Here is a 23459-nt window from a genome sequence, read left to right as displayed (position 1 = left end):
AGCCTGTAGGAACGAGCTTGCTCGCGAATGCATTGGATCAATGAGTAGAGAGGTCTCTGATCTGACGCCTTCGCGAGCAAGCTCGCTCCTACAGGGTTTGCGTGTCTGCGGCCTCGATTACGAAGCGATCAACTGCCGCAATACGTAATGCAGAATGCCGCCGGCCTTGAAGTATTCCACCTCGTTCAAGGTGTCGATGCGGCACAGCACCTCGACGCTCTCCTGTTCGCCATTCTCGCGGGTGATCTGCAGGGTCAGGTTCATGCCCGGTTGCAGGGTGGCGCCGGTCAGGCCGGTGATGTTCAGCACCTCCTTACCGGTCAGCTCCAGCGTTTTACGGCTTTGGCCATTCTTGAATTGCAACGGCAATACGCCCATGCCGACGAGGTTAGAGCGGTGGATGCGCTCGAAGCTCTCGGCGATCACCGCTTTGACGCCCAGCAGGTTAGTGCCTTTGGCCGCCCAGTCGCGGCTGGAGCCAGTCCCGTATTCCTGACCCGCGATGACCACCAACGGCGTGCCTTCCTGCTGATAGCGCATGGCGGCGTCGTAAATCGGCAGTTTCTCGCCAGTCGGGACGTGCAAGGTGTAGCCACCTTCTTCGTTACCCAGCATTTCGTTGCGAATGCGGATGTTGGCGAAGGTGCCGCGCATCATCACTTCGTGGTTGCCGCGCCGCGAGCCATAGGAGTTGAAGTCTTTCGGCTCTACACCCTTGCTGCGCAGGTAACGGCCCGCCGGGCTGTCGGCCTTGATGTTACCGGCCGGGGAGATGTGGTCGGTGGTCACCGAGTCGCCGAGGATCGCCAGAACACGCGCTTTCTGCACGTCGGCAATCACAGGCAATGGCCCGGCCACGTCTTCGAAGAACGGCGGATGTTGAATGTAGGTGGAATCGTCTTGCCAGACGTAGGTCGGGTCTTTCGACACCTGAATCGCCTGCCATTGCTCATCACCGGCAAACACCTCGGCGTATTCCTTGTGGAACATGCCCGTGCTGACGTTCATCACCGCGTCGGCGATTTCCTTTTGCGTCGGCCAGATGTCGCGCAGGTACACCGGTTGGCCGTCGCTGCCTTCGCCCAGCGGCTCGCTGCTCAGGTCGATGCGCACGGTGCCCGCCAACGCGTACGCCACCACCAGCGGCGGGGACGCGAGCCAGTTGGTTTTCACCAGCGGATGCACGCGCCCCTCGAAGTTGCGGTTGCCTGACAGCACCGATGCAACGGTCAGGTCAGACTGCTGGATGGCTTTTTCGATCGGGTCACGGAGCGGGCCGGAGTTGCCGATGCAGGTCGTGCAGCCGTAACCCACCAGATCAAAACCCAAAGCATCCAGGTACTCGGTCAACCCAGCGGCGTTGTAGTAATCGGTCACCACCTTCGAACCGGGCGCCAGTGAACTCTTCACCCACGGCTTGCGCTGCAGGCCTTTCTCCACGGCCTTTTTCGCCAGCAGCCCTGCGGCCATCATGACGCTCGGGTTTGACGTGTTGGTGCAGGACGTAATCGCGGCAATCACCACTGCGCCGTTTTTCAGGCGATAGGTGCTGCCCTCGAATTCGTATTCCGCCTCGCCCACTTGTTCGGCGTTACCGACCGCCACGCCACCGCCGCCTTCACTTTCAAGGCGACTTTCTTCATGTTTGGTGGGTTTCAGGGCGAGACCGAGGAAATCGCTGAACGCTTGGGCAACATCCGGCAGCGCAACGCGGTCTTGCGGACGCTTCGGACCGGCAAGGCTGGCAACCACCGAGCCCATGTCCAGCTCAAGCGCGTCCGTGAACACCGGCTCCTGGCCGGGCAGACGCCACAGGCCCTGAGCCTTGCAATAGGCCTCGACCAGCTTGACCGTATCGTCCGGGCGTCCCGACAGGCGCAGGTATTCCAGCGTCACGTCATCAACCGGGAAGAAACCGCAGGTGGCGCCGTATTCCGGCGCCATGTTGGCGATGGTCGCGCGGTCCGCCAAGGGCAGGTCGGCCAGGCCGTCGCCGTAGAATTCGACGAATTTGCCGACCACGCCTTTCTTGCGCAGCATCTGGGTCACGGTCAGCACCAGGTCGGTGGCGGTGATGCCTTCTTTGAGCTTGCCGGTCAGCTTGAAGCCGATCACTTCGGGAATCAGCATCGACACCGGCTGGCCCAGCATGGCGGCTTCCGCCTCGATCCCGCCCACGCCCCAGCCCAATACGCCGAGGCCGTTGATCATGGTGGTGTGGGAATCGGTGCCGACGAGGGTGTCCGGGAAGGCATAGGTGCGGCCGTCTTCTTCCTTGGTCCACACCGTGCGGCCCAGGTATTCGAGGTTGACCTGATGGCAGATACCGGTGCCCGGCGGCACCACGCTGAAGTTATCGAAGGCACTTTGACCCCAGCGCAGGAACGCATAACGCTCGCCGTTGCGCTGCATTTCGATGTCGACGTTTTCGCCGAAGGCCTTGTCATCGCCGAACTTGTCGACCATCACCGAGTGGTCGATCACCAGGTCCACCGGAGACAGTGGGTTGATGCGTTGCGGATCGCCGCCTGCTTTGGCGACGGCGGCGCGCATCGCCGCCAGGTCGACCACGGCTGGCACGCCGGTGAAGTCCTGCATCAGTACGCGCGCGGGACGGTACTGGATTTCCCGGTCGGATTTGCGCTCGCTCAGCCAGGCGGCGATGGATTTCAGGTCTTCGCCAGTCACGGTCTGGTTGTCTTCCCAGCGCAGCAGGTTTTCCAGCAGCACTTTGAGCGACATGGGCAGTTTGTCCAGATCGCCCAGCGCCTTCGCGGCGTCAGGCAGGCTGAAGTAGTGATAGGTCTTGTTGTTGACGTCGAGTGTCTTGAGGCTTTTCAGGCTATCGAGGGAGGGCATGACTAACTCCTTGACGGGTCCGCACGGTACGGACGGGCGAAACGGACTAACGGAACGGGCGGTAAGACGATGTCGTCGAGCGCTCTGGTCGGCGCCTGTTAATGCGCATTGAGTAGTACTGGACCCTCTGGCCAAGCCAGTGGTTCCTGATTCGGCTATCATGCGCCGCTTTCGAGTCATTGAGGTTAATCCTCAAGTATAGGTTGCGCCCGGCCATTGTCCGGTGCGCGAGGAGACCGTCCAGTGAACACCCTTTTTATGCACTGCCGCCCCGGCTTCGAAGGCGAAGTCTGCTCGGAAATCAGCGAGCATGCCGCGCGGCTGAACGTGTCGGGTTATGCCAAGGCCAAACCCAATGCCGCCTGCGCCGAGTTCATCTGCACCGAGCCGGATGGCGCCGAACGCCTGATGAACGGCGTGCGCTTCACCGATTTGATTTTCCCTCGGCAATGGGCCCGCGGCGTGTTCGTCGAGCTGCCGGAAACCGACCGCATCAGCGTCATCCTTGAGCACATGGCCGGCTTTGGCACGTGCGGCAGTCTGTGGCTGGAGGTGGTCGATACCAACGACGGCAAGGAGCTTTCGACGTTTTGTCGCAAGTTCGAAGGCCCGCTGCGCAAAGCGCTGGAGAAAGCCGGGAAACTGGTGGAAAACCCAAGCCTGCCGCGCCTGCTGCTGACCTTCAAAAGCGGCCGGGAAGTGTTTCTCGGCCTGGCCGATGGCGACAACTCAGCGATGTGGCCGATGGGCATTCCCCGCCTGAAATTCCCGCGTGAGGCGCCGAGCCGTTCGACGCTGAAACTGGAAGAGGCCTGGCATCACTTCATTCCGCGTGATCAGTGGGACGAGCGGTTGTCGGGCGACATGACCGGCGTCGACCTCGGTGCAGCGCCCGGTGGCTGGACGTATCAGCTGGTCAGGCGCGGTATGCTGGTGACCGCCATCGACAACGGTCCGATGGCCGAGAGCCTGATGGACACGGGGCTGGTGCAGCACTTGATGGCCGACGGTTTCACCTACAAGCCGCGTCAGCCCGTGGACTGGATGGTGTGCGACATCGTCGAAAAACCGGCGCGCAACGCGGCCTTGCTGGAGACCTGGCTGGGCGAGGGCCTGTGCCGCGAGGCGGTGGTCAACCTCAAACTGCCGATGAAGCAGCGGTATGCCGAGGTGCGTCGCTTGCTCGATCGCATCGAGGAAGGCTTCAAGGCGCGGGGCGTCAAGGTTTCGATTGGCTGCAAACAGCTCTACCACGATCGTGAGGAAGTGACCTGCCACCTGCGACGGCTGGATATGAAGCGCAAAGCGTGAGACAGGGGTTTCAAGCCGTCTGTTGAAGGAGTTGATCGAGTGCCCAAGGAAAATTTACCCCGCGCCTCGGTGCTGCAACACGTCAGCCTCAATGTACGGCGCCTGCGGCATGAGGCGGACTTGAGTCAGACCGTGTTGTCGGAAAAATCCGGGGTCAGCCGGCGCATGCTGGTGGCCATTGAGGCGGGCGAGAGGAACGTCAGCCTGGCGACTCTGGACCGGGTGGCCGAGGCTCTGAACGTGGCGTTCAGTGACCTGATCCAGGCGCCGGACGAGCGTGATCCAAGCCGTATCAACGAAGTCGCCTGGGCCGGGTCGTTGCCGGGGAGCAAGGCGGTTTTGCTGGCCAAGGCGGTCGCGCGGCGTGAGGTGGAACTGTGGGAATTCAGTCTCGCCCCAGGCGAGTCCTATGTTTCCGAGGCCGATCCCGATGGTTGGAGCGAGCAGGTCTACGTGATCGAGGGTTGCCTGACCGTCGCCTTGCCGGATGAAACACGGCAGGTCGCCGCCAGTGAGTTTTTCATGTTCGCCAGCAACCGGCCCCATGCTTATCGCAACGATGGCGACCAGGTGCTGCGGTTTGTGCGCAATGTGGTGCTGTAGAAGGTCGGTGCATCCCATCATCAACATTCGCCAGCAAGCCGGCTCCCACAGATTGAGTCTCCACCGCGAATTCTGGTAACCCCGCACTATTTGTAGGAGACGTCGGAGGTTACGACGGCAGCGAACGCGGTGTGTCATTCAGCATGGATGTCGCTGACCCACCGAATTCGTCGGAATGCCGCCCAGACCAAGCTCGCTCCCACGGGGATCACTTTCGGCCTCAGTGCTGTTGCAAGCGGGACAGCTGATCAACAGTTTGCCCGCGTTGAATCACCAAACCCCGCCAAAACCCGGCATGCGCCGTGCCTTGCATCCTTCGTACCGCAACGGACCGACCAAGGTCCTGCTTGAATCCCTTTGCACGCTCTTCATAATCAGGCGTGCGCGCCCGTGCTGATGGCATGGCAATGAGTAATGCGAAAAAGGCGAAGAATAATGAGTTCAGAGAACACGCAAGCGGGCGCCGATGTCCTCATCGTTGGCGGCGGCCTGAGCGGCACGATGCTGGCGGTGCAGCTGCTGCGTCTGCCGGGCAGGCGGCACATCGTGATCGTCGAGTCGCGCAGCGAACTGGGGCGCGGCGAGGCCTATAGTGCGACCGAACTGGGTCACACGCTGAACGGCAACGCCGCGCGCATGAGTGTCGATCCGGACAACGCGGACGACCTGACCCAATGGCTCGGTGATTACATCGCCGCAGGCGGCTGGCCCGAGTCTGACGAACAGCATGTCCCGGTGGCCGAACTGTTTCCGCCGCGCGGCATTTTCGGGCTCTATGTGCAGCAGCGTCTGGCCGAAGCCAAGGCCGTCGGCGCGCTTCACGGCTCGACGGTCGAGCACGTGCGTGGCGAAGTCACCGATCTGCAAAGCGATACTTCAGGTGTTGTCCTCACGCTGGCGGACGGTGCTCGGTTGAAGGGCGATCTCGGCGTTCTGGCCACCGGCATGTTCGCGGCCGCTCGAACGCCACAACGCGACTCCAACGCGCTCAATGCCGCAGCGGTCGATCCTTGGGATGTCGAGGCGATGCATCACCTTGATCCGGGCGGGCGGGTGTTGATCATCGGATCGGGTTTGACCATGGTCGATGCGGTGGTGTCGTTGGAACAGGCCGGGCATCGCGGCCCGATCGACGTGTTTTCTCGCCACGGGTTGTTGCCCCACGTGCGCCGCCAACCGCCGGCCTGGCCGGATTTTCTCGGCGCCGATCACAGCATTCGCAGCACCCGGCAGTTGGTCCGGGCACTGCGCGAGCAATGCGAGCAGGCGATTGCGCAGGGCATCGACTGGCAAGCGCCGCTGGACACCGTTCGGGTGCACATCCCGCGGTTGTGGAGTCAGGCGAGCGATCTGCAGCGACGTCAATTCGTTCGCCATGTGCGTCCCTGGTGGGAGAGCCATCACCACCGCTCGCCACCGCCCAGCGCACGGTTGCTGGACCGGCTGGTGGAGGAGGGGCGATTGAACATTCACGCCGCTTCTTTGCTGAGCGTTGAGGAGGCGCACGCGGGGCAGGTGCGGATCAGCGTGCGCTATCGTGGCGATGATCATTCAACGGTAGAAAGCGGTGCGGCGCTGATCAATTCGACCGGCATTCAATACGACTGGCGCCGAGTCGACCGCGCCTTGCCCCGCCAGTTGCTGGCGCGCGGGCTCATTCAGCCTGGACCCTTGGCGCTGGGGATCGCGGCCGATCCCGGCGGCGCGGTCGTTGACGCACAGGGACGGGTGTCTTCCCGCCTGTTCGCCATGGGCCCGCCGTTGCGCGGTCTGTGGTGGGAAAGCACCGCGGTGACCGACGTGGCGTTGCAGGCCAAGGCATTGGCTGCACGGCTGGTTGCTGGTTGAAACGAACTCGCACAGGGAGCCCGGCGTCGAAACTGAGTCGTCTTTCTGGGGGGCGGTTTTGCAGCGGAATCAATGGGGAATGACCGACCGCATTCGTCCGAAGTGCGGCCCATACCCTCGTAACCTCGGACGTCTCCCACAGGGTTTGAGGACATGTGTAAATCTGTGTCCAAACCTCAGAACTGTGGGAGCGAGCTTGGTTTGGGCGGCATTCCGACGAATAAGCAGGGTCAGACATATCAATGTTGAACGACCCACCGCATGGCCCCCGATTGTGTCGACTTCGACACAAATTTTGCTGTTTGCTCTAAAGCCCTATCCGAACGAGCCGAAAGCCCGATATCGCCCCGGTTATACCGTTTGAAGCGGCCGGGTGGATCGATGCGATGATCAGGGCTATGGAGGCGTTCAGTCATGTTGAGCTTGAATTTCAGGAACCCGGCGGACGCCGCGACGCTGGTGCAGCAAACCTTCGTTAAAAATCAGCAGGCTGTCGAAGAAACTCCCACGCCCAGCGCGGCCGACCAGGTGCGTCAGGGCATCGAGGTGTTGCTGTCGCCCGAGGCGCAACAGGCAGCGAAGACCGGTGATAAAAACGCGGACATCGACGCAACCAACCTGCCCAAGCGCATCAAGGAACAGTTGAAGATGATCCGCTCGATTCAGGAGCGCATCGCCAAACGCATGAAAGACATGCAGGCGTTCATGAAAGACCGTTCGCTGTCGCCGAGGGCGCGCGAGGGCAAGATCCGTCAATTGCAGATGGAAATCATGGCCATGACCAACTCACTGATTCAGGCGACCAATCAGCTGAACGAGGCGATGCAGCAAATGAAACTGTCATTGGATGACCGTACATTGGCGGCAACGCTGGTCAGTCCGCAAAACCTTCAGTCCTGATCCAGCAGGCGCGGTCCGGCGCCGCTTTCGCCCAGGCTGTCGCCCCAGTTGCGCAGCGGGCAGGCTTCCATGGACAGGCAGCCGCAGCCGATACAACCGTTGAGTTGATCGCGCAGCGCCGTCAGGCGATTGATCCGTTCGTCCAGGTCGGCTTTCCAGCGCTCGGACAGCCTGTTCCAGTCCTCGGTGGTCGGCGGGCGATCGGCGGGCAATGTGTCCAGGGCCGATTGGATGCTGGCCAGCGGGATCCCCAGGCGTTGTGCGGTCTTGATCAGCGCCACGCGACGAAGCATGTCGCGAGGGTATCGACGTTGATTGCCGGCGTTGCGCTGGCTGCTGATCAGACCCTTGGCTTCGTAGAACCGCAGCGCGGTAATGGCCACGCCGCTGCGCGCCGAGAGTTGGCCGACAGTGAGTTCGCGGTTGACCAGCGGGGTATCGGCGCTTCGCATGTCGCTGTGGGCTCCATTGTTGATTGCCAAATCGCACTTGACCTCTAGTTAGGTGGAGGTTTTACCCTTCGTGGCCTCGGTTCGCAACAGGGAGTCCCGCGAAACCCATCGGTAACAGCACCGCAAGATTCGTAGTTCGCACGATCAGGCCATGAAGCATTCTGTTCAGCGACACCCGTCATCAGTGGAGAGCGTCCATGACGTCACAAGACTCAAACCTTCCGTTCAGTCAGTTCGTCGAGTTTATGGTTGATCCGCGTCATCAATCGGGCCTGGTGACGGCGCTCAATGAGCGCTTCGAGCGATTCACCCGCACCTACCCCGGCTTCATCCGCGCCAGTCTGCACGTCAGTGAGGATCAGCAGCGCGTCCTCAGCCATGTGCTGTGGCGGTCCAAATCCGATTGTGAGAAGGCGTTCGAGAATGCCGAGCAGGGCGAGGGTGATCTGTGGGGGCTGATTCGTGCTCATCGCACCACGGCGATGACCTTCAATGCCTATGAGCTGGTGAGCGAAACGGTCGGGCCGCGCTGACCCTCGGCGCAGATGAACGCTGTTGAGCGTTGCAACCTGTGGCAGCACGCTCACTGCCACAGCTAAGAGGCGAGCCTTCAAGCCATGCGTGTCACACCGACAACTGCATCATCCGGTCACCCTGAGTCTGTTCGCCAGGGCGGCGTTTATTCACGGCCAGCTCGCCAATCTTGATCAGCCGAGCGCGAATCACATTGCGGCTCAAACCCAGCAACTGCGCGGTATGAACCTGGTTGTAGTGGCTGAAGCGATAGGCCGCACGCAGCAGGGCATCTTCGACCTTCTCGTGCAGCGCACCGGCCTGCTCTTCAAACAGCTTTTGAAATGCCCGAGCGAGTAACGCGTCCGTCGAGTCATCGACGATGGGCGACGGCTCATCCTGACGTTCCAGCCTCAGGTTCGACAGGCGCAGGTCATTGGCTTGGATCACGCCATTGCGGCAAATCAACAGCGTGTGATGGATAACGTTTTCCAGCTCACGGATATTGCCGGGCCAGCTGTAGGTGCGCAGCTTGTGCTCCGCCTCGCTGCTGATCTGGATCGGCCCGCAGCCCAGACGCTGGCTGTAGACCTCGATGAAGTGACGGGTCAGCGGCATGATGTCGCCTGGCCGTTCACGCAAGGTGCTCAGCTCCAGATTGACCACGTTTAGGCGATAGAACAGGTCCTCGCGGAAATGTCCGGCATTGATTGCCCGTTCCAGTTGCACGTTGGTGGCCGCTAGGACGCGCACGTTGATCGGGGTACTTTTGCGCGAACCCAGCCGCACCACCTCACGCTCCTGCAACACCCTCAACAGCTTGACCTGGATCGCCAAGGGCAGGTCGCCGATTTCGTCGAGAAACAGCGTGCCGCCGTTGGCTTCTTCGAACCAGCCGGCCTTGGCGGTCAGCGCGCCGGTGAATGCGCCTTTCTCATGACCGAACAGCTCGGCTTCCACCAGCGATTCGGAGAATGCACCGCAGTTCACCGCCACGAACGGCTGATGACGACGGCTGCTGAGGTTGTGCACGTGACGCGCGACCAATTCCTTGCCCGTGCCCGTTTCGCCAATGATGAGGACGCTGGCATCGCTGGGCGCCACTTGCTGGATATGGGCCAGCAACGCCTGGGATTTCGGGTCCTCGAACACCTGCGCGGTGGCCCGGATCGAGGTGGCCAGGGCGGGAGAGGGTGGGAGTGTCAGTAGCTGCATGGGGATCACTTGTGGTTGAAACGGTACGCTGGCGGTCATGGATGACTCCTTGTCGCCGTGGGGGACGCCCGCCGGCTGAGCATTACGCTAACGCCCGGCAAACGGGATTCCCGGTGGGAGTGAGCTTGCTCGCGAAGGCTGCGGTACATCCACTGAAGGAGGGATGGATGTACCGGCCTCTTCGTGAGCAAGCTCACTCCCACATAAGGTGGTAGGGGACTTACTTTTGCGGCGGCAGGTCGTTGGCGATCATTTCGCCGAACGGGCCCGTCAGGTTGGTGATGCCGCGACCGGCCAGACTGCGGTAAGGCTCAGGCAGCAACGGGAACACCAGTTCGGCGAAGCGGTACGCTTCCTCCAGATGCGGGTAGCCGGAGAAGATGAAACTCTCGATGCCCAGGTCCGCGTATTCCTTGATGCGGGCCGCGACCTCTTGCGGGTTGCCGACCAGCGCGGTGCCTGCGCCGCCACGGACCAGACCGACGCCGGCCCACAGGTTCGGGGCGATTTCCAGGTTGTCGCGGCGACCGTCATGCAGCGCGGCCATGCGACGCTGGCCTTCGGAGTCAAACCGGGAGAAGGACTTTTGCGCGGCGGCGATGGTTTCGTCGCTGATGTGCTCGATCAGCGTGTCGGCGGCTTTCCATGCCTCTTCGCTGGTCTCGCGCACGATGACATGCAGGCGAATCCCGAACTTCACGGTGCGACCGTTGCGGGCAGCGCGTTCGCGGATGTCAGCCAGTTTCTCGGCGACAGCGGCCGGCGGCTCGCCCCAGGTCAGGTACACGTCCACTTGCTCGGCGGCCAGTTCGTGCGCGGCCTCGGAGGAACCCCCGAAGTACAGCGGCGGGTAGGGTTTCTGGATCGGTGGGTACAGCGCCTTGGCGTTCTGCACCTTCAGGTGCTTGCCTTCGAAATCCACCGCTTCACCTTGCAACACGCGACGCCAGATTTTGAGGAATTCGTCAGTGACTTCGTAACGCTCGCTGTGACTCAGGAAACTGCCGTCGCCACGGTTTTCGTCAGGGTCGCCACCGGTCACCACGTTGATCAGCAGACGCCCGCCTGACAGCCGATCCAGCGTCGCCGCCATGCGCGCCGACACAGTCGGCGAGATGATGCCCGGGCGGATCGCGACCAGATAACGCAGGCGTTCGGTGAGCGGCACCAAGGCCGAGGCGATCACCCAGGAGTCTTCACAGGAGCGGCCGGTAGGAATCAGCACGCCGTGATAACCCAGGTCGTCGGCGGCCTGGGCGACTTGTTTCAGGTAATTGAGGGTGACAGGGCGCGCGCCCTTGGTGGTGCCTAGAAAATGGCCGTCGCCGTGGGTCGGTAGAAACCAGAAAACATCCATGAAGAGTCCTTCGAGCAGAATCGGTGGCTTTTGTCGGGGTCGGCTGTGTAGGCCAAGTGGGGACTATTTATAGAGGTTGTGATTTATTCCGTAAAAGAACTGAATTCCATATTTTTAGAACGTAAAGAGATATGCCGGATTTTAAGTGTTGAAACGATTGTCCATGCCGCGGTGGTATCCTCAGCCGCACGCAACCTGCCGTAGCGTGGCTTGTCTCTGGGCCGCTCCTACAGGTGAGAAAAACGAAAAACGTGAAAGAAGCCGCATGACCTCAAAAAAAGAAGTGGCGCCACTCCCCGAAGACCTGCGGGTTTTCCTCACCGTGATTCGCAAAGCCGGATTCGCCGCCGCAGCGGACGAACTCGGGCTGTCCCCGGCTTACGTCAGCAAGCGCATTCAGATTCTGGAATCGACCCTGGCCACACGCCTGCTGCATCGCACCAGTCGCAAGGTCGCGCTGACCGAAGACGGCGAGCGCGTGCAGCGTTGGGCGGTGCGGATTCTTGAGGACTTTCAACTGCTGCATGACGAGTTGTCCGACGCGCATTCGGCACCGCGCGGCAAGTTGCACCTGTGCAGCTCGTTCGGGTTCGGGCGCAATCACGTGGCGCCGGCGATTTCGAAACTGGCCGAGGCTTACCCCGACCTGGAGGTGCGCCTGGACCTGTTCGACCGGGTGGTGGACATCGTCAGCGAGGGGTTCGACCTGGAGATACGCGTCGGCGATGACATTCCCGGCCAGCACATCGGCCGACAACTGGTCAGTAACCGGCGGGTGCTGTGCGCTGCGCCGGATTACCTGGCACGCCGTGGCACGCCGCAGCAGCTTGCGGACCTCGAACAGCATGATTGCCTGGTGATCAAGGAGCGCGACAATGCCTTCGGCATCTGGCACGTCGAGCGCGACGGGGCGCAGGAAAGCGTGAGGGTCAGCGGACCGCTGTCGTCCAACAGCGGCGAGATCGTCTTGCAGTGGGGGCTCGACGGGCGAGGGGTCTTGCAGCGTTCGTTGTGGGACGTCAAACCGTTCCTCGAACAGGGACGGCTGGTGCAAGTGCTGCCGGAGTACACCGAAAGCGCCAACGTCTGGGCGGTCTACCCGACACGGCTGGCCAATTCAGGGAAGCTGCGCGTGTGCGTGGAGTTTCTGCAGGCGCATTTTCGGGGGTTGTCGTTGTAACTCAGCACGACCACCTTGTAGGAGCGTGGCTTGTCCCGCGATCTGGCGCGAAGCGGCAGCAAACCCGGCAAATGCGGTGTGTCAGGTAGACAAAGGTGCCTGATTTTGCTGCCGGTTCCCGGCAGATCGCGGGACAAGCCACGCTCCTACACGTCTGAGTAACCTGGTGAGCGTCTACAGGTATTCAAGGTGTGTTAGAGCCAAGGATTCTCGGCCAGGTGTTTCTGCTGAAACGCCAATATCTGCTCGCGTTTCTGCAACGTGCTGCCGATCGCATCCAGCCCCAGCAAGAGTGCGTCTTTCCTCAATTCATCGATCTTGAACGGCAGGACCCGGCCGTCCTGCAAACGAATCTCCTGGGCCTGCAGATCCACCTCGATCTGTGCCGTCGCCGCCTGGCTGATCAGTTTGCCCAACAGCTGGACCTGCGCCTCTTCCAGCACGATGGTCAGCACGCCATTGCGCTGGCAGTTGTCGTAAAAAATCCCGGCGAAGCTGCTGCCGATCAACGCCTTGATCCCCATCTGCTTGAGGCCCCAGACCGCGTGCTCGCGGCTTGACCCGCAGCCGAAGTTCGGCCCGGTCACCAGGAACTTCGCGCCTTGCCAGCCTGGCTGGTTGAGGATGAAGTCGGGGTTGGGTTCGCCCGACGGCAGAAAGCGCAGGTCGAAAAACAGACCCCGGTCCAGCCCTGCCCGGTCAATCCCTTTGAGGAACTGCTTGGGCATGATCACGTCGGTGTCGATGTTGGCCGCCAGCATTGGCGCGGCCTTGCCGCTGACTTGGATGAAAGGCTCCATCTCAGAAACTCCCTTGCAGGCTGCGAACGTCGGTCAGGTGACCGGTAATGGCGGCTGCGGCGACCATCGCCGGACTCATCAAGTGGGTGCGCGCGCCGGCGCCCTGGCGGCCTTCGAAATTGCGGTTGGTGCTGGAGGCGCAACGGTCGCCGGGTGCGAGCACGTCGTCGTTCATCGCCAGGCACATCGAGCAACCCGACTGACGCCACTCGAAGCCGGCGTCGCGGAAAATCGCGGCCAGCCCTTCGGCTTCGGCCTGGTCACGCACGGCGGTGGAACCGGGGACGATCATCGCCCGCACATGGTCGGCGACGTGCTTGCCGCGCACCACCTTCGCGGCGTCGCGCAGATCTTCGATCCGGGCGTTGGTGCAGGAGCCGATAAACGCGTGGCTGATGACGATATCGCTCAGCGGCATGCCAGCCTCAAGGCCCATGTAAGTCAGGGCGCGACGCATGTCCTGGCGCAGGATCGGGTCGGCAATGGCCTCCGGGTCCGGCACGCTGCCATTGATCGCGGTCGCCTGATCCGGGCTTGTGCCCCAGGTGACCATCGGTTGGAGGTCGCGGGCGTCGAGCTGGATCTCACGGTCGAACACCGCGCCGGGGTCGCTGTGCAGGTGTTTCCAGCGGGCCACGGCGCGCGCCCAGAGCTCGCCTTTCGGCGCGCGGGGTTTGTCTTTGAGGTAGGCAAAGACCTTGTCGTCCGGCGCCATGAAGGCACCGCGTGCGCCAGCTTCGACGGCCATGTTGCAGATGGTCATGCGCGCTTCGACGCTCAGCGCCGCAATGGTCGAGCCGGTGAACTCGATGGCGTACCCAGTGGCGCCCGATGCGCCGATCTTGCCGATCAGCGCCATGATCACGTCCTTCGACGTCAGCCCGCTGGACAGGCCGCCATCGACCGTCACGCGCAGGGTTTTCAGGCGTTTGTAAACGAGTGTCTGCGAGGCCAGCAGGTGTTCGATTTCCGAGGTGCCAATGCCGAAGCCAAACGCACCCAGCGCGCCATAGGTGGTGGTGTGGCTGTCGCCAGCCGCAATCACCATGCCGGGCAGAATGAAGCCCTGCTCAGGAGCGATCACGTGTTCGATGCCCTGACGTTTATCGAGCACGTCGAACAGTTCGATGCCGAATTTTTCGCAGTTGTCGGCCAGGTACGACACTTGCAGCGCGCCACCCGGATCGGCCATGGCGGCGACACGTTGCGGCGCGGTGGGGTTGACGTGATCGACCACCGCCAGCGCGGTTTCAGGCCGCCAGACATCGCGCCCCGCTTCGCGCAAACCGCTGAAGGCCTGCGGGCTGGTGTATTCGTTGATCACCTGACGATCGATATAGAGCAGCACATGGCCCTGATCATCAAGCGTGCACACGGTGTGTGAGTCGATGTGTTTGTCGTACAGGGTTCTTGAGGTCGGTCTTGTTGGCGTCATCAGCAGGCTCACTTGAAAGAAATCACGGCCTTGAAGGCTTGCTGACATCTTAAGCAGGCGAGGGTGGCCATCAATGGCCGAACGGTGAGGGCTTGAAACATGGATCGTGTTTGATGGGTCGGGTTAGGCGCCAGGGCGGGCGCGTTATGACGGGCAAAAAAACAGGCGCCGAAGCGCCTGTGAAGGAGAGCACGTGAAGCGCTGATCATCAGAAAATCTGGGTGAAGAACCAGTACAGCCCACCCGACAGCAGGATGGCGGCCGGCAGGGTCAGGACCCAGGCCATCGCCAGGTTGCGCAGGGTGCGCATCTGCAGGCCGGAGCCGTTGGCGGTCATGCTGCCCGCCACGCCTGAGGACAAAACGTGGGTGGTCGACACCGGCAGGCCGTACATGTCAGCCGCGCCGATGGTCAGCATGGCGACGACTTCCGCAGAGGCGCCTTGGGCGTAGGTCATGTGGGTTTTGCCGATCTTCTCACCGACGGTGACCACGATGCGTTTCCAGCCCACCATGGTGCCCAGGCCCAGCGCGATGGCCACGGCGATCTTGACCCACAGCGGAATGAAGCGCGTGGCATTGTCGATCTGCTGCTTGAAGAGCTGCACCTTGCCTTGGGTGTCCGCGTCGAAATTGCCGACCTTGTTCTTGTCCATCAAACGGATGGCCTCGGAGGTCAGGTACATGTCGTTACGCACGTTGGCGGTCGCTTCGGCGGGCACTTTGGACAGTGACCCGTAGCTGCCAACCTGATCGCCGATCTTGCCGGCCATGACCGCCAGCGCCGGAATCAATTCTGGCGTTGCCTGTTTGTCGCGAATGTAGTTGGACAGCGTCTGGCGCGAGTCGGCCGGCGCGGGCAGCGGCGCGGTCTTGATCAGTGCCTGTTGGGTGACCTGCGCGACCGCGGCGAACTGCACCGACTGATCGGCAGGCATCGCACGGTTCAGCGCGTAGGCCATCGGCAGTGTGCCGACGAGAATCAGCATGATCAGGCCCATGCCTTTCTGACCGTCGTTGGAGCCGTGGGCGAACGACACGCCGGTGCAGGTCAGGATCAGCAGGCCACGAATCCACAGGGGCGGCGGCTGGTTACCTTCCGGCGCCTTGTACAGCGCGCGGTTTTTCACGAACGCGCGCAGCGCCAGCAGCAACAGCGCCGCGCAGGTGAAGCCCACCAGTGGCGACAGCAGCAGCGAGTAGCCGATTTTGGTGGCTTGCGACCAGTCCACGCCGCTGGTGCCGTCACGGCCGTGCATCAGCGCGTTGGCAACGCCGACGCCGATGATCGAGCCGATCAGCGTGTGCGACGACGACGCCGGCAGGCCGAGCCACCAGGTGCCGAGGTTCCACAGGATCGCCGCGATCAACAGGGCGAAGATCATCGCGTAACCCGCCGAGGAACCGACCTGCAGAATCAGTTCCACCGGCAGCAGGGCGATGATGCCGAACGCCACCGCGCCGCTGGAAAACAGCACGCCAAGAAAGTTGAACACGCCCGACCAGACCACCGCGAAGTTCGGCGGCAGGGAGTGGGTATAGATGACGGTTGCCACTGCGTTGGCGGTGTCGTGAAAGCCGTTGACGAATTCGAAACCCAACGCGATCAGCAGTGCTACACCGAGCAGCAGGAAAGGCGTCCAGGTCAGCACGACCGTGCCCAGTTCATCCATGTCCTGCTTGAGGCTATAGGCGGTGAACAACAAGCCCAGGCCGAGCACGGCGAAGAAGATCACCATCGTCAGAACGCCGGGCTTGCGCCCGAATTGGGAACTCAGCCCGGCACCTTGTTGCAAGGAGCCTTGAGCCAGTGTTGGGGTCGCCATGATTCACATTCCTGTTGAGATGGGATGGCAATCATGATCATTTCAAAATGTGACAGAGATGCGACGCAGGTCAGGCAAGCGACGGATTTGTTGCGCTAAGGGACAGATGGCATTGGCAAAATGGGTTTCGCCCGATCACTTCGGAAACGCAACCCCGCCTTTTATTCTGCCGAGGGCTCCTACAAGGGATTGCGCAACGCCACGCTCAATAATCCCGACTCTTGCGAAACGCCCAGCGCCCGGCGATGAACGTGAACGTGGCCACCAGTGCCACCAACACCCAGAACCCGTGAGGGTCCCCGGCCAGCGGGATGCCACCGACGTTCATGCCAAAGAAACCGGCGACGATGTTGATCGGCAGTGCCAGCACGGTCACAACGGTCAGGGTGAACAGCGTGCGGTTGGTCTGTTCGTTGAGGTTGGCGGCGATTTCTTCCTGCAACAGCTTGATACGTTCACCCAGCGCCGTGAGGTCGCTGATCACCAGCGCCGACTCTTCAGTGGACTGTCGCAGTTCCTGTAAGTCGTCTTCCAGCAACCAAGTAGGCGGGCGGTGCAGCAAGCGCATCAGGGAGCCGGGTTCCAGCGCCAGCAGGCGTTGCAGGCGCACCAGCACCCGACGCATGGTCCCCAGTTCGGTGCGGTTGTTGCTCAGCCGCTGCGAGAGCAACTGGTCCTCGATCTTATCGACGCTGATGCTGGTCTTGCGCATGAACTGCGCCAGGACTTCGCTCTGATCACGCAGCAGGTGCGCGAGCAGCTCAAGGGGCGAGCGGAAGATTTCCCCGTGCTTGACCGAAGAGCGCAGCTTGTCCACGGAGCGCAACGGCTGATGCCGGGCCGAGATCATCAGGTTGCTGCGCACGCAGACCCACAAGGTGGCGATGTCGGTGGACACCCGATTGAAGTCGAACACCACGTCGTTGACCACCGCCAGCAGGGCGGAGTCGACGTGCTCAATCCGCGTCGAGCGCGAGCCCTCATGCAGGGCTTCGAGGAATTCGTCGGGCAATTCGAAATTGGTTTTCATCCAGCGTTCGCAACTGGCGTGGGCCAGATTCAAGTGCAGCCAGACGAATTCTTGGGGATCGGCAGGGGCCCGCAGGCATTCGAGGGCAGTACTGGAGTCGATTTCTCGACCGGGTTCACCAGGGCGAAAGCGAAAACCGTACAGCAGCCCGAACAGGTCGGATTCCTGATGAGGAGCAATGCGTTGATTCATGAAGGCTCACAAGCGAAGAGGCCGCTAAAGACACAGGATCTGAAGCGGCATCATCGCAAGCGGTTTTGACAGTTTTGTGACGGTTTGTATCGACGCGTTACAGCAACGCTTTTGTAGGAGCGCGCTTGCCCGCGAAGGTGCCGACTCAGATACCTTGATGCCGACTGACACGCTGCAATCGCGGGCAAGCGCGCTCCTACATAAAGGAATGGGTCACACCATGGACAGACGCTTCTTGCGAATCGGCGCGGGCCATGAGGTGTCGATCAGCAGCTCATCCTCGATGCTCAGCTCAATGTCTGCGGCGGCAGCGTTCAACTGAAGGTGATGCGGATCGACCGCTTTCGGAATCGCGATCACACCGTCCTGCCTCAACACCCACGCCAGGCTGATCTGCGCGGGCGTGGCGTCATGGCGTTCGGCGACTTCGAGGATCGCGGGATTCATCAGCAGGTTCCCGGCCTGACCGATCGGGCAGTAGGCCATGAGCGGCATCCCGGCGCTCTGCATCCAGGGCAGCAAGTCGTATTCGATGCCGCGCTCCTCCGGGTTATAGAGCACCTGGTTGGTAGCGCAGCGCGGGTTGTTAAGCTCGAGCATGTCTGACACGTCGAAATTCGACACGCCCCAGCGCCCGATCTTGCCCGCTTCGCGCAACCGTTCGAAGGCCTCGACGGTTTCTTCGAGCGGGTAAGAACCCGGCCAGTGCAGCAGATAAAGGTCGATGTAGTCGGTCTTCATGCGTTGCAGGCTGCGTTCGCATGCGGCGGGAATGCCCGTGCGGCTGGCGTTGTGCGGGTAGACCTTGCTCACCAGCATGACCTTATCGCGCCGACCGGCAATGGCTTGACCGACCACCTCCTCAGCGCCACCTTCGCCATACATTTCGGCGGTGTCGATCAGGGTCAGGCCCAGATCAATCCCCTGCTGCAGCGCTGACACCTCTGCGTCACGCTGGTGCCGATCCTCCCCCATGCGCCAGGTGCCCTGACCGATGACGGGGACGGTTTGGTCTGCCAGTTGAAGCGTACGCATGGGATGCCTCCTGCCGAATGGGGTAATGAGAGATCAGGCAGTTCAGGCGGGCAGGGGTTCAATTTGGTAAGCAGGTTCGGACTTCACGCTTGGAGCTTCACGCCCAACTGAGGGGCCGACGCATAAGCCCTGTGGGAGCGAATTCATTCGCGAGAGGCCTTACAGTCGATACATTTCTGTCGCCGGGACCTACGTTTCGCGAATGAATTCGCTCCCACAGTCTGATCTCCATCAGACAGTCATTTCTGTGCCTGCGCCTGTTCCGGACTCTGCGCCGGCCTGGAATTCTCCCAACCGCCACCCAGCGCCAGGAACAAATCGATCTGTCCCATCGCCACCTGCGTGTTCGCCGCCGCCAGTTGCGCGGTAACGTCGGTGTAGGTGCGTGTGGCCTGCAAGTCCGCCAGGAACGATTCGCGGCCTGCCAGGAAGAAGCGATGGGTCTGGTCCGCCGCCTGTTTTGCCGATTCTTCGGTGTCGGCCAGTGCATCGCGGCGTTCCAGCAGCGCGGTGTATTGCGACAGGCCGGTCTGGGCTTCGCGGATGGCATTGAGCACCACGCCATCAAAGTGCGCGAGCGCGGCCTGGTTCGAGGCCTCCGCCATGTGAATCCGGGCGCGGGCGCCGTTGGACGGGATGGTCCAGTTGATCACGCCGCCGAAACCCCAGCGGTTGGTCGAGGGTTCGCCCAGTTCCTTGAGGATACCGACGGTCCCGACGGTGGCACCGATGCTGATGTCCGGATACAGCTCGCCGGTGGCCACGCCGATCGCAGCGCTGGAGACGGCCAGGCGACGCTCGGCCTGACGCACGTCCGGACGACGCTTGAGCAGTGCCGCGCCGTCGCCCACGGGCATGACCTGAGCAATGCGTGGCAGCTCGGCGCAGTCAGCGACGCCCTGCGGCAGTTGATTCAATGGTCGGGCCAGCAGCATCGACAGGCGATACAGCCCGGCGCGACGTGCCGCCTCATAGCGCGGCAAGTCGGCGCGCAGGGATTTGAACTGGGTTTCAGAACGGGTGACCTGGGTTTCGTCACCACGACCGGCATCGCGCAGGCGTTGGGTCAGCGACAGGCTTTGCTTTTGCAAGTCCAGCGAGTGCAGGGCGATTTCGTGTTCTTCGTTGGCGGCGCAGATTTGCGTGTACGAACGCACCACATCGGCGACCAAGGTGATGCGTGCGGTGTCCGCCGCTGCCTGAGCCGCGTCGGCGTTGGCCTCGGACGCTTCGATACCGCGCTGCAAAACACCGAACAGGTCGAACTGATAGGACGTGGTCAGGCTGGCGTCGCCGACGTTGGAGACCGGAACTTTTTCTGGCAGCAGAAACGCCTGTCCGGCCTCCTGCAGACGCTGTGCGCCCGCCTTGGCGGTGTTGGTGAATCCGCCGGCGGCATCGGCCTCGCTCACTTGGTAACGCGCACGCTGCAAGTTGGCGGCGGCCACGCGCAGGTCGGTGCTGGACACCAGTGCCTGAGCCACCAGTTGGTCGAGTTTCGGATCGTTGTACAGGCGCCACCAGTCGGCAGGCACGGGCGCCGACACCACGTTGGCTGAGGTGCCTGCAAGTTCGCCCTGCAAGTCCTGACGATTGACCGCCGCGTCTTTGGGCAGCGAGTAATCCGGCCCGACCACGGTGCAGGCCGAGAGCAACATGCCCAACCCAACGGTTAACAGGCGTGCGCCGGGTTTCATTGAGCGACTCCTTTATCAGTGGCCTTGGCGTCGGTCCTGCGGGCCGTCACGTCATCAATGATCGAGACCGTGGCGGTACGGCCGGCAATCATGCGGAAGTCTTCGGGCACTTCATCGAAGGCGATCCGCACGGGAATCCGCTGCGCCAGACGCACCCAGCTGAACGCCGGGTTGACGTTGGGTAGCAGGTTCGAGCCGCTGCTGCGGTCGCGGTCTTCGATACCGGCCACGATGCTCACCACATGGCCACGCAGGCGAGCGTTGTCGCCGATCACGCGGATGTCCACCGCCGAGCCAATGTGAATGCCGTCCAGTTTGGTTTCTTCGAAGTAGCCATCCACGTGGTACGACGCACTGTCGACCACCGACAACACGGGGCGCCCGGCGCTGACGAACTCGCGGTCGCGCGGCGCGCGGTCGTTGAGGTAGCCGTCGACCGGGCTGCGGATCACCGAACGGTCGAGGTTGAGCTGCGCGGCATCGACCGCCACCTGGGCTTCGTTCATCGCCGACAGGGCGCGGGCTTCCTTGGACTGGCTTTCCTCCAGTTGCTCGCGAGCGACCAGGTTGCCCAGGCCACGGTTACGCCTGTTCTCGCGTTGTGCCTGCTCCCAGGTTTCCTTGCGCTCGGACAAGGTGGCCTGTGCCTGACGCAGCGCCAGACGGAAGCGGTCCTGATCGATGGTGAACAGCACCTGGCCCTTGGTGATCGCCTGGTTGTCGCTCACCGAGACTTTTTCGATCAGGCCGGACACGTCCGGGGCAATCTGGATCACGTCGGCGCGGATGTGGCCGTCGCGGGTCCAGGGGGCGTACATGTAATACATCACCATGCGCCAGACGACGATCGCGGCGAGGATGACAACCAGCAGTGTCAGGACCACACGGCCCAGCGTCAGTAGAGGTTTTTTCATTTCATCAGGTATCGACTAAGGGTATCCACGACGCCGAGCAGCAGAGCGTATAGACCGACGTTGAACAAAGCCCGGTGCCAGACCAGGCGGTAAAAGTGCACACGCGTGAGGACCGCGTGGACCACCAGAAAAATCACGTAAGCGATGCCCATCAGCACCAGGAACGTGGGCAGGAAAATCCCGCTGATATCCAGATCACCGATCACAGTGGCGCTCCATCGATGCCATACGGCGGTTGTTCTGCCTGCTCGGCTCGCACATCGACGATCTCCACGCCCGGCAGCAGGGCCAGACGCAAGCCGCTCAAGGCGTGCAGCAGGTGCAGACGGGAGGCGTCATCGCCCATCCAGTCATAGGTCAGTGAGCGGCGCGCGCGGTCCATGGTCATCAACAGACCTTTGGGGGCGGGCAAACGCTCACGGGCCTTGAGGCAGGCACGGAAATAGCTGCCGACTTCGGTCGCCACATTGCGCAGAAGCTGGCGCGGAACCGCATCGACCCGCGGCATGTACGCCAGCAGGTCGAGCATGTTCAGCGCCACGCGCACCTCGCGCAGGGCGATGGTGGTGTCTTGCGCGGTGATCGCCAGACGCGGCAGGTGCTGCATCAGACGGTCGAGCATGCGCACGCCCATCCGACGGTGTTCGGCCAGCGTCGCTTCTTCGCTGAGCGAAACAATGTCGCCCCAACTGAAACGGGTCAGACGCCGGGCCGCAGTTTCAGTGCCGAAAGGCCTGACGATGAGTGTCCAGACGAAGGCAAAGGCCAAGCCTGCCGGGCCCGCCAGGTTGGAATTCACAAAGTTGAGGAAGTCGGCGTCGTAAGCACTCTGGATGCTGATAAAGGACGAGGTGTTGACGATGGTCAGCAACGTGCCCAGGTAAAACTTCGGCTGCACGGTCAGTGTTCCGACGCAGATGAACGGCACGGCGAAGGCCAGCACCAGCATCGGAAAGTCATGCAGGTTCGGCAGCACCACGAACAGATAGAGGCTGGCGAAGATCACCGACATCAGCGTCCAGAAGAAAAAGCGGTAGATCTGTGGCGCGGGGTCGTCCATTGCGGCGAAGAAGCTGCACGAAACCGCCGCCAGCGCCACGGCACTGGCGCCGTCTTGCCAGCCCAGCAGAATCCACAGTACCGACGCGACGATGATTGCACTGACGGAGGTCGCCACCGAGTACAGCATCATGCCCTTGTCGAGGAACGGCGAAAGACGGGCGAGGCGCCAGTGGCGATAGACCGCCTTCCAGGGCCGATGATCACCGGTTTCGATGGCGCATTGCAGGCTGCGGCAGTCCTGCCACAGGTCAATCCACTCACGCAGACGATACAGCGCGTTGGACAACAGCAACTGGCGGCGGTCATCCAGTTGCGCCGGTGTTGGTTGCAGCCGATCCAGTTCGCTGTGCAGCGCTTCCCAATAGCGGACCGGTGCGCCCTCGGCGGTTTTTTCCACCCAGTCGCGGCATTCGATGATCAGCGGCGCCAGGTCGGCGACCAGCTCCGGTGTGCGGCGCTCCAACGCCCATAGCGCGTCATCGAGGGCATCAATGACGGGCAGCAGGTGAATCATGCGGCCACGCAGTTCCTTGGCGTTGCGCACGGTCTGGCGATGGGTGCCTTCGTGGGGCAACTGGCCGATCATCAGCTCCAGGCTGTTGAAGGTGCCGACCATGGCTGTGCGCAGTGCGCCGACCGCTTCCGGCGTGGCGCTGCGCGAGAGGAACAGGTCGCTGTAGGTCGAGGCGTCCTTGAACCACTTGCCCATCGAATCGACCAGCACCGGCGCCAGGCGACGCGGCCAGAACATCGCGCCCACCACGGCCGCACAGACGATGCCCAGCAGGATTTCTTCTGTCCGCGACACGGCGATGTCGAACACCGCTTGCGGGTTGTCCACCACCGGAAAGGAAATCAGCGGCATGGTGTAACCCGCCAGCATCAGCGCATAGCTGTTGGCGGTGCGCAGGTGCAGGGAAAGGAAAAGCAGGGTGCCGGTCCACAGCGCGATGACGATGGCCAGCAAAAACGGCGTCTGCACGAACATCGGCACCACCAGCACCGAAGCGGCCGCGCCGAGAAAAGTCCCCGCAGCGCGGTACAGCGCCTTGGAGCTGGTCGGTGCCACGAACGGGCTGGAGACGATATAGACCGTGGCCATCGCCCAATACGGACGCGGCAACTCGAAGATCAGTGCGATGTACAGCGCAAGCATCGACGCAGCAAAGGTACGGATGCCGTAAAACCAGTCGCGGGACGGCGGAACACCGTCGAAGAAGCCTTTGAATAT

At 62.1% G+C, this 23459-nt stretch carries 19 protein-coding genes; 6 read left to right on the top strand and 13 right to left on the bottom strand.

Annotated features, from left to right (window positions below; genetic code table 11):
• Positions 1–117: 117 nt before the first annotated feature.
• Entirely contained in the window at positions 118–2859 is a 2742-nt protein-coding gene (gene acnA / locus ABDX87_RS04435; protein WP_346831784.1) for an aconitate hydratase AcnA, read from the bottom strand.
• A 243-nt stretch (positions 2860–3102) separates the two neighbouring features.
• On the opposite strand from acnA, the gene rlmM reads away from it, so the two are divergent.
• The 4 genes from rlmM (at position 3103) to ABDX87_RS04415 (ending at position 7521) form a co-directional block, all read left to right on the top strand.
• Entirely contained in the window at positions 3103–4170 is a 1068-nt protein-coding gene (gene rlmM, locus ABDX87_RS04430) for a 23S rRNA (cytidine(2498)-2'-O)-methyltransferase RlmM (protein ID WP_346831783.1), read from the top strand.
• Between the two features lie 39 nt (positions 4171–4209).
• Positions 4210–4773 (top strand): helix-turn-helix domain-containing protein, encoded by a 564-nt coding sequence (locus tag ABDX87_RS04425; RefSeq protein ID WP_346831782.1) that lies wholly within the window; start codon positions 4210–4212, stop codon positions 4771–4773.
• 435 nt (positions 4774–5208) lie between these two features.
• A complete protein-coding gene (locus ABDX87_RS04420; RefSeq protein WP_346831781.1) occupies positions 5209–6621 on the top strand; it encodes an FAD/NAD(P)-binding protein in 1413 nt (470 codons plus the stop codon).
• A 414-nt stretch (positions 6622–7035) separates the two neighbouring features.
• Positions 7036–7521: a hypothetical protein gene (locus tag ABDX87_RS04415; RefSeq protein WP_346831780.1), complete on the top strand. Its 486-nt coding sequence runs from the start codon at positions 7036–7038 to the stop codon at positions 7519–7521.
• Here ABDX87_RS04415 and soxR read toward each other — a convergent pair.
• Positions 7512–7973 carry a redox-sensitive transcriptional activator SoxR gene (soxR, locus tag ABDX87_RS04410; protein WP_346831779.1) on the bottom strand — a complete coding sequence of 154 codons (462 nt, stop codon included), beginning with the start codon at positions 7971–7973 and terminating at the stop codon, positions 7512–7514. The genes ABDX87_RS04415 and soxR overlap by 10 nt on opposite strands.
• Before the next feature lie 197 nt (positions 7974–8170).
• On the opposite strand from soxR, the gene ABDX87_RS04405 reads away from it, so the two are divergent.
• Positions 8171–8506: an antibiotic biosynthesis monooxygenase family protein gene (locus tag ABDX87_RS04405; protein WP_346831778.1), complete on the top strand. Its 336-nt coding sequence runs from the start codon at positions 8171–8173 to the stop codon at positions 8504–8506.
• Between the two features lie 91 nt (positions 8507–8597).
• Here the strand turns inward: ABDX87_RS04405 and ABDX87_RS04400 are convergent, their stop codons facing one another.
• Both ABDX87_RS04400 and ssuD read right to left on the bottom strand, forming a co-directional pair.
• Positions 8598–9701, bottom strand: a complete 1104-nt coding sequence (locus ABDX87_RS04400; RefSeq protein ID WP_346833701.1) for a sigma-54 interaction domain-containing protein — start codon at positions 9699–9701, stop codon at positions 8598–8600.
• Between the two features lie 220 nt (positions 9702–9921).
• On the bottom strand, positions 9922–11058 hold the full coding sequence (gene ssuD, locus ABDX87_RS04395; protein ID WP_346831777.1) for an FMNH2-dependent alkanesulfonate monooxygenase: 1137 nt from the start codon (positions 11056–11058) through the stop codon (positions 9922–9924).
• A 265-nt stretch (positions 11059–11323) separates the two neighbouring features.
• Between ssuD and ABDX87_RS04390 the strand changes: the two genes are divergently transcribed.
• The gene (locus tag ABDX87_RS04390) at positions 11324–12238 is read left to right on the top strand and encodes a LysR substrate-binding domain-containing protein (RefSeq protein ID WP_346831776.1); all 915 of its coding nucleotides are present in this window, start codon (positions 11324–11326) and stop codon (positions 12236–12238) included.
• A gap of 194 nt (positions 12239–12432) precedes the next feature.
• Here ABDX87_RS04390 and leuD read toward each other — a convergent pair whose 3' ends face one another.
• From leuD to ABDX87_RS04345, 9 genes are all read right to left on the bottom strand, one after another.
• Positions 12433–13038, bottom strand: coding sequence for a 3-isopropylmalate dehydratase small subunit (leuD, locus tag ABDX87_RS04385; protein WP_346831775.1), 606 nt, complete (start codon positions 13036–13038; stop codon positions 12433–12435).
• A 1-nt stretch (position 13039) separates the two neighbouring features.
• Positions 13040–14473 carry a 3-isopropylmalate dehydratase large subunit gene (gene leuC, locus ABDX87_RS04380; protein WP_346831774.1) on the bottom strand — a complete coding sequence of 478 codons (1434 nt, stop codon included), beginning with the start codon at positions 14471–14473 and terminating at the stop codon, positions 13040–13042.
• A gap of 208 nt (positions 14474–14681) precedes the next feature.
• The gene (locus tag ABDX87_RS04375) at positions 14682–16298 is read right to left on the bottom strand and encodes an inorganic phosphate transporter (protein WP_346831773.1); all 1617 of its coding nucleotides are present in this window, start codon (positions 16296–16298) and stop codon (positions 14682–14684) included.
• A 205-nt stretch (positions 16299–16503) separates the two neighbouring features.
• Complete coding sequence (locus ABDX87_RS04370) at positions 16504–17520, bottom strand: transporter (protein WP_346831772.1); 1017 nt, start codon at positions 17518–17520, stop codon at positions 16504–16506.
• 213 nt (positions 17521–17733) lie between these two features.
• Positions 17734–18555, bottom strand: coding sequence for an aldo/keto reductase (locus ABDX87_RS04365; RefSeq protein WP_346831771.1), 822 nt, complete (start codon positions 18553–18555; stop codon positions 17734–17736).
• Between the two features lie 239 nt (positions 18556–18794).
• Positions 18795–20252, bottom strand: coding sequence for a TolC family protein (locus ABDX87_RS04360; RefSeq protein ID WP_346831770.1), 1458 nt, complete (start codon positions 20250–20252; stop codon positions 18795–18797).
• Entirely contained in the window at positions 20249–21166 is a 918-nt protein-coding gene (locus ABDX87_RS04355; protein WP_346831769.1) for an HlyD family secretion protein, read from the bottom strand. The genes ABDX87_RS04360 and ABDX87_RS04355 overlap by 4 nt, the downstream gene beginning before the upstream one ends.
• On the bottom strand, positions 21163–21372 hold the full coding sequence (locus ABDX87_RS04350; protein ID WP_074754986.1) for a DUF1656 domain-containing protein: 210 nt from the start codon (positions 21370–21372) through the stop codon (positions 21163–21165). Before ABDX87_RS04350 ends, ABDX87_RS04355 begins: the two co-directional genes overlap by 4 nt.
• Positions 21369–23384: an FUSC family protein gene (locus ABDX87_RS04345; protein ID WP_431061308.1), complete on the bottom strand. Its 2016-nt coding sequence runs from the start codon at positions 23382–23384 to the stop codon at positions 21369–21371. The genes ABDX87_RS04350 and ABDX87_RS04345 overlap by 4 nt, the downstream gene beginning before the upstream one ends.
• Positions 23385–23459 lie beyond the last annotated feature (75 nt).

Source organism: Pseudomonas abietaniphila, from assembly GCF_039697315.1.
Lineage (GTDB): Bacteria > Pseudomonadota > Gammaproteobacteria > Pseudomonadales > Pseudomonadaceae > Aquipseudomonas > Aquipseudomonas abietaniphila_B.
This window is presented reverse-complemented; position numbering and strand designations above follow the sequence as displayed.

Coding starts and splice junctions, on each gene's coding strand:
- acnA (WP_346831784.1), bottom strand. CDS start 2,859: ATGCCCTCCCTCGATAGCCTGAAAAGCCTCAAGACACTCGACGTCAAC.
- ABDX87_RS04420 (WP_346831781.1), top strand. CDS start 5,209: ATGAGTTCAGAGAACACGCAAGCGGGCGCCGATGTCCTCATCGTTGGC.
- ABDX87_RS04415 (WP_346831780.1), top strand. CDS start 7,036: ATGTTGAGCTTGAATTTCAGGAACCCGGCGGACGCCGCGACGCTGGTG.
- soxR (WP_346831779.1), bottom strand. CDS start 7,973: ATGCGAAGCGCCGATACCCCGCTGGTCAACCGCGAACTCACTGTCGGC.
- ABDX87_RS04405 (WP_346831778.1), top strand. CDS start 8,171: ATGACGTCACAAGACTCAAACCTTCCGTTCAGTCAGTTCGTCGAGTTT.
- ABDX87_RS04400 (WP_346833701.1), bottom strand. CDS start 9,701: ATGCAGCTACTGACACTCCCACCCTCTCCCGCCCTGGCCACCTCGATC.
- ssuD (WP_346831777.1), bottom strand. CDS start 11,058: ATGGATGTTTTCTGGTTTCTACCGACCCACGGCGACGGCCATTTTCTA.
- ABDX87_RS04390 (WP_346831776.1), top strand. CDS start 11,324: ATGACCTCAAAAAAAGAAGTGGCGCCACTCCCCGAAGACCTGCGGGTT.
- leuD (WP_346831775.1), bottom strand. CDS start 13,038: ATGGAGCCTTTCATCCAAGTCAGCGGCAAGGCCGCGCCAATGCTGGCG.
- leuC (WP_346831774.1), bottom strand. CDS start 14,473: ATGACGCCAACAAGACCGACCTCAAGAACCCTGTACGACAAACACATC.
- ABDX87_RS04375 (WP_346831773.1), bottom strand. CDS start 16,298: ATGGCGACCCCAACACTGGCTCAAGGCTCCTTGCAACAAGGTGCCGGG.
- ABDX87_RS04370 (WP_346831772.1), bottom strand. CDS start 17,520: ATGAATCAACGCATTGCTCCTCATCAGGAATCCGACCTGTTCGGGCTG.
- ABDX87_RS04365 (WP_346831771.1), bottom strand. CDS start 18,555: ATGCGTACGCTTCAACTGGCAGACCAAACCGTCCCCGTCATCGGTCAG.
- ABDX87_RS04360 (WP_346831770.1), bottom strand. CDS start 20,252: ATGAAACCCGGCGCACGCCTGTTAACCGTTGGGTTGGGCATGTTGCTC.
- ABDX87_RS04355 (WP_346831769.1), bottom strand. CDS start 21,166: ATGAAAAAACCTCTACTGACGCTGGGCCGTGTGGTCCTGACACTGCTG.
- ABDX87_RS04345 (WP_431061308.1), bottom strand. CDS start 23,384: ATGCTTGCGCTGTACATCGCACTGATCTTCGAGTTGCCGCGTCCGTAT.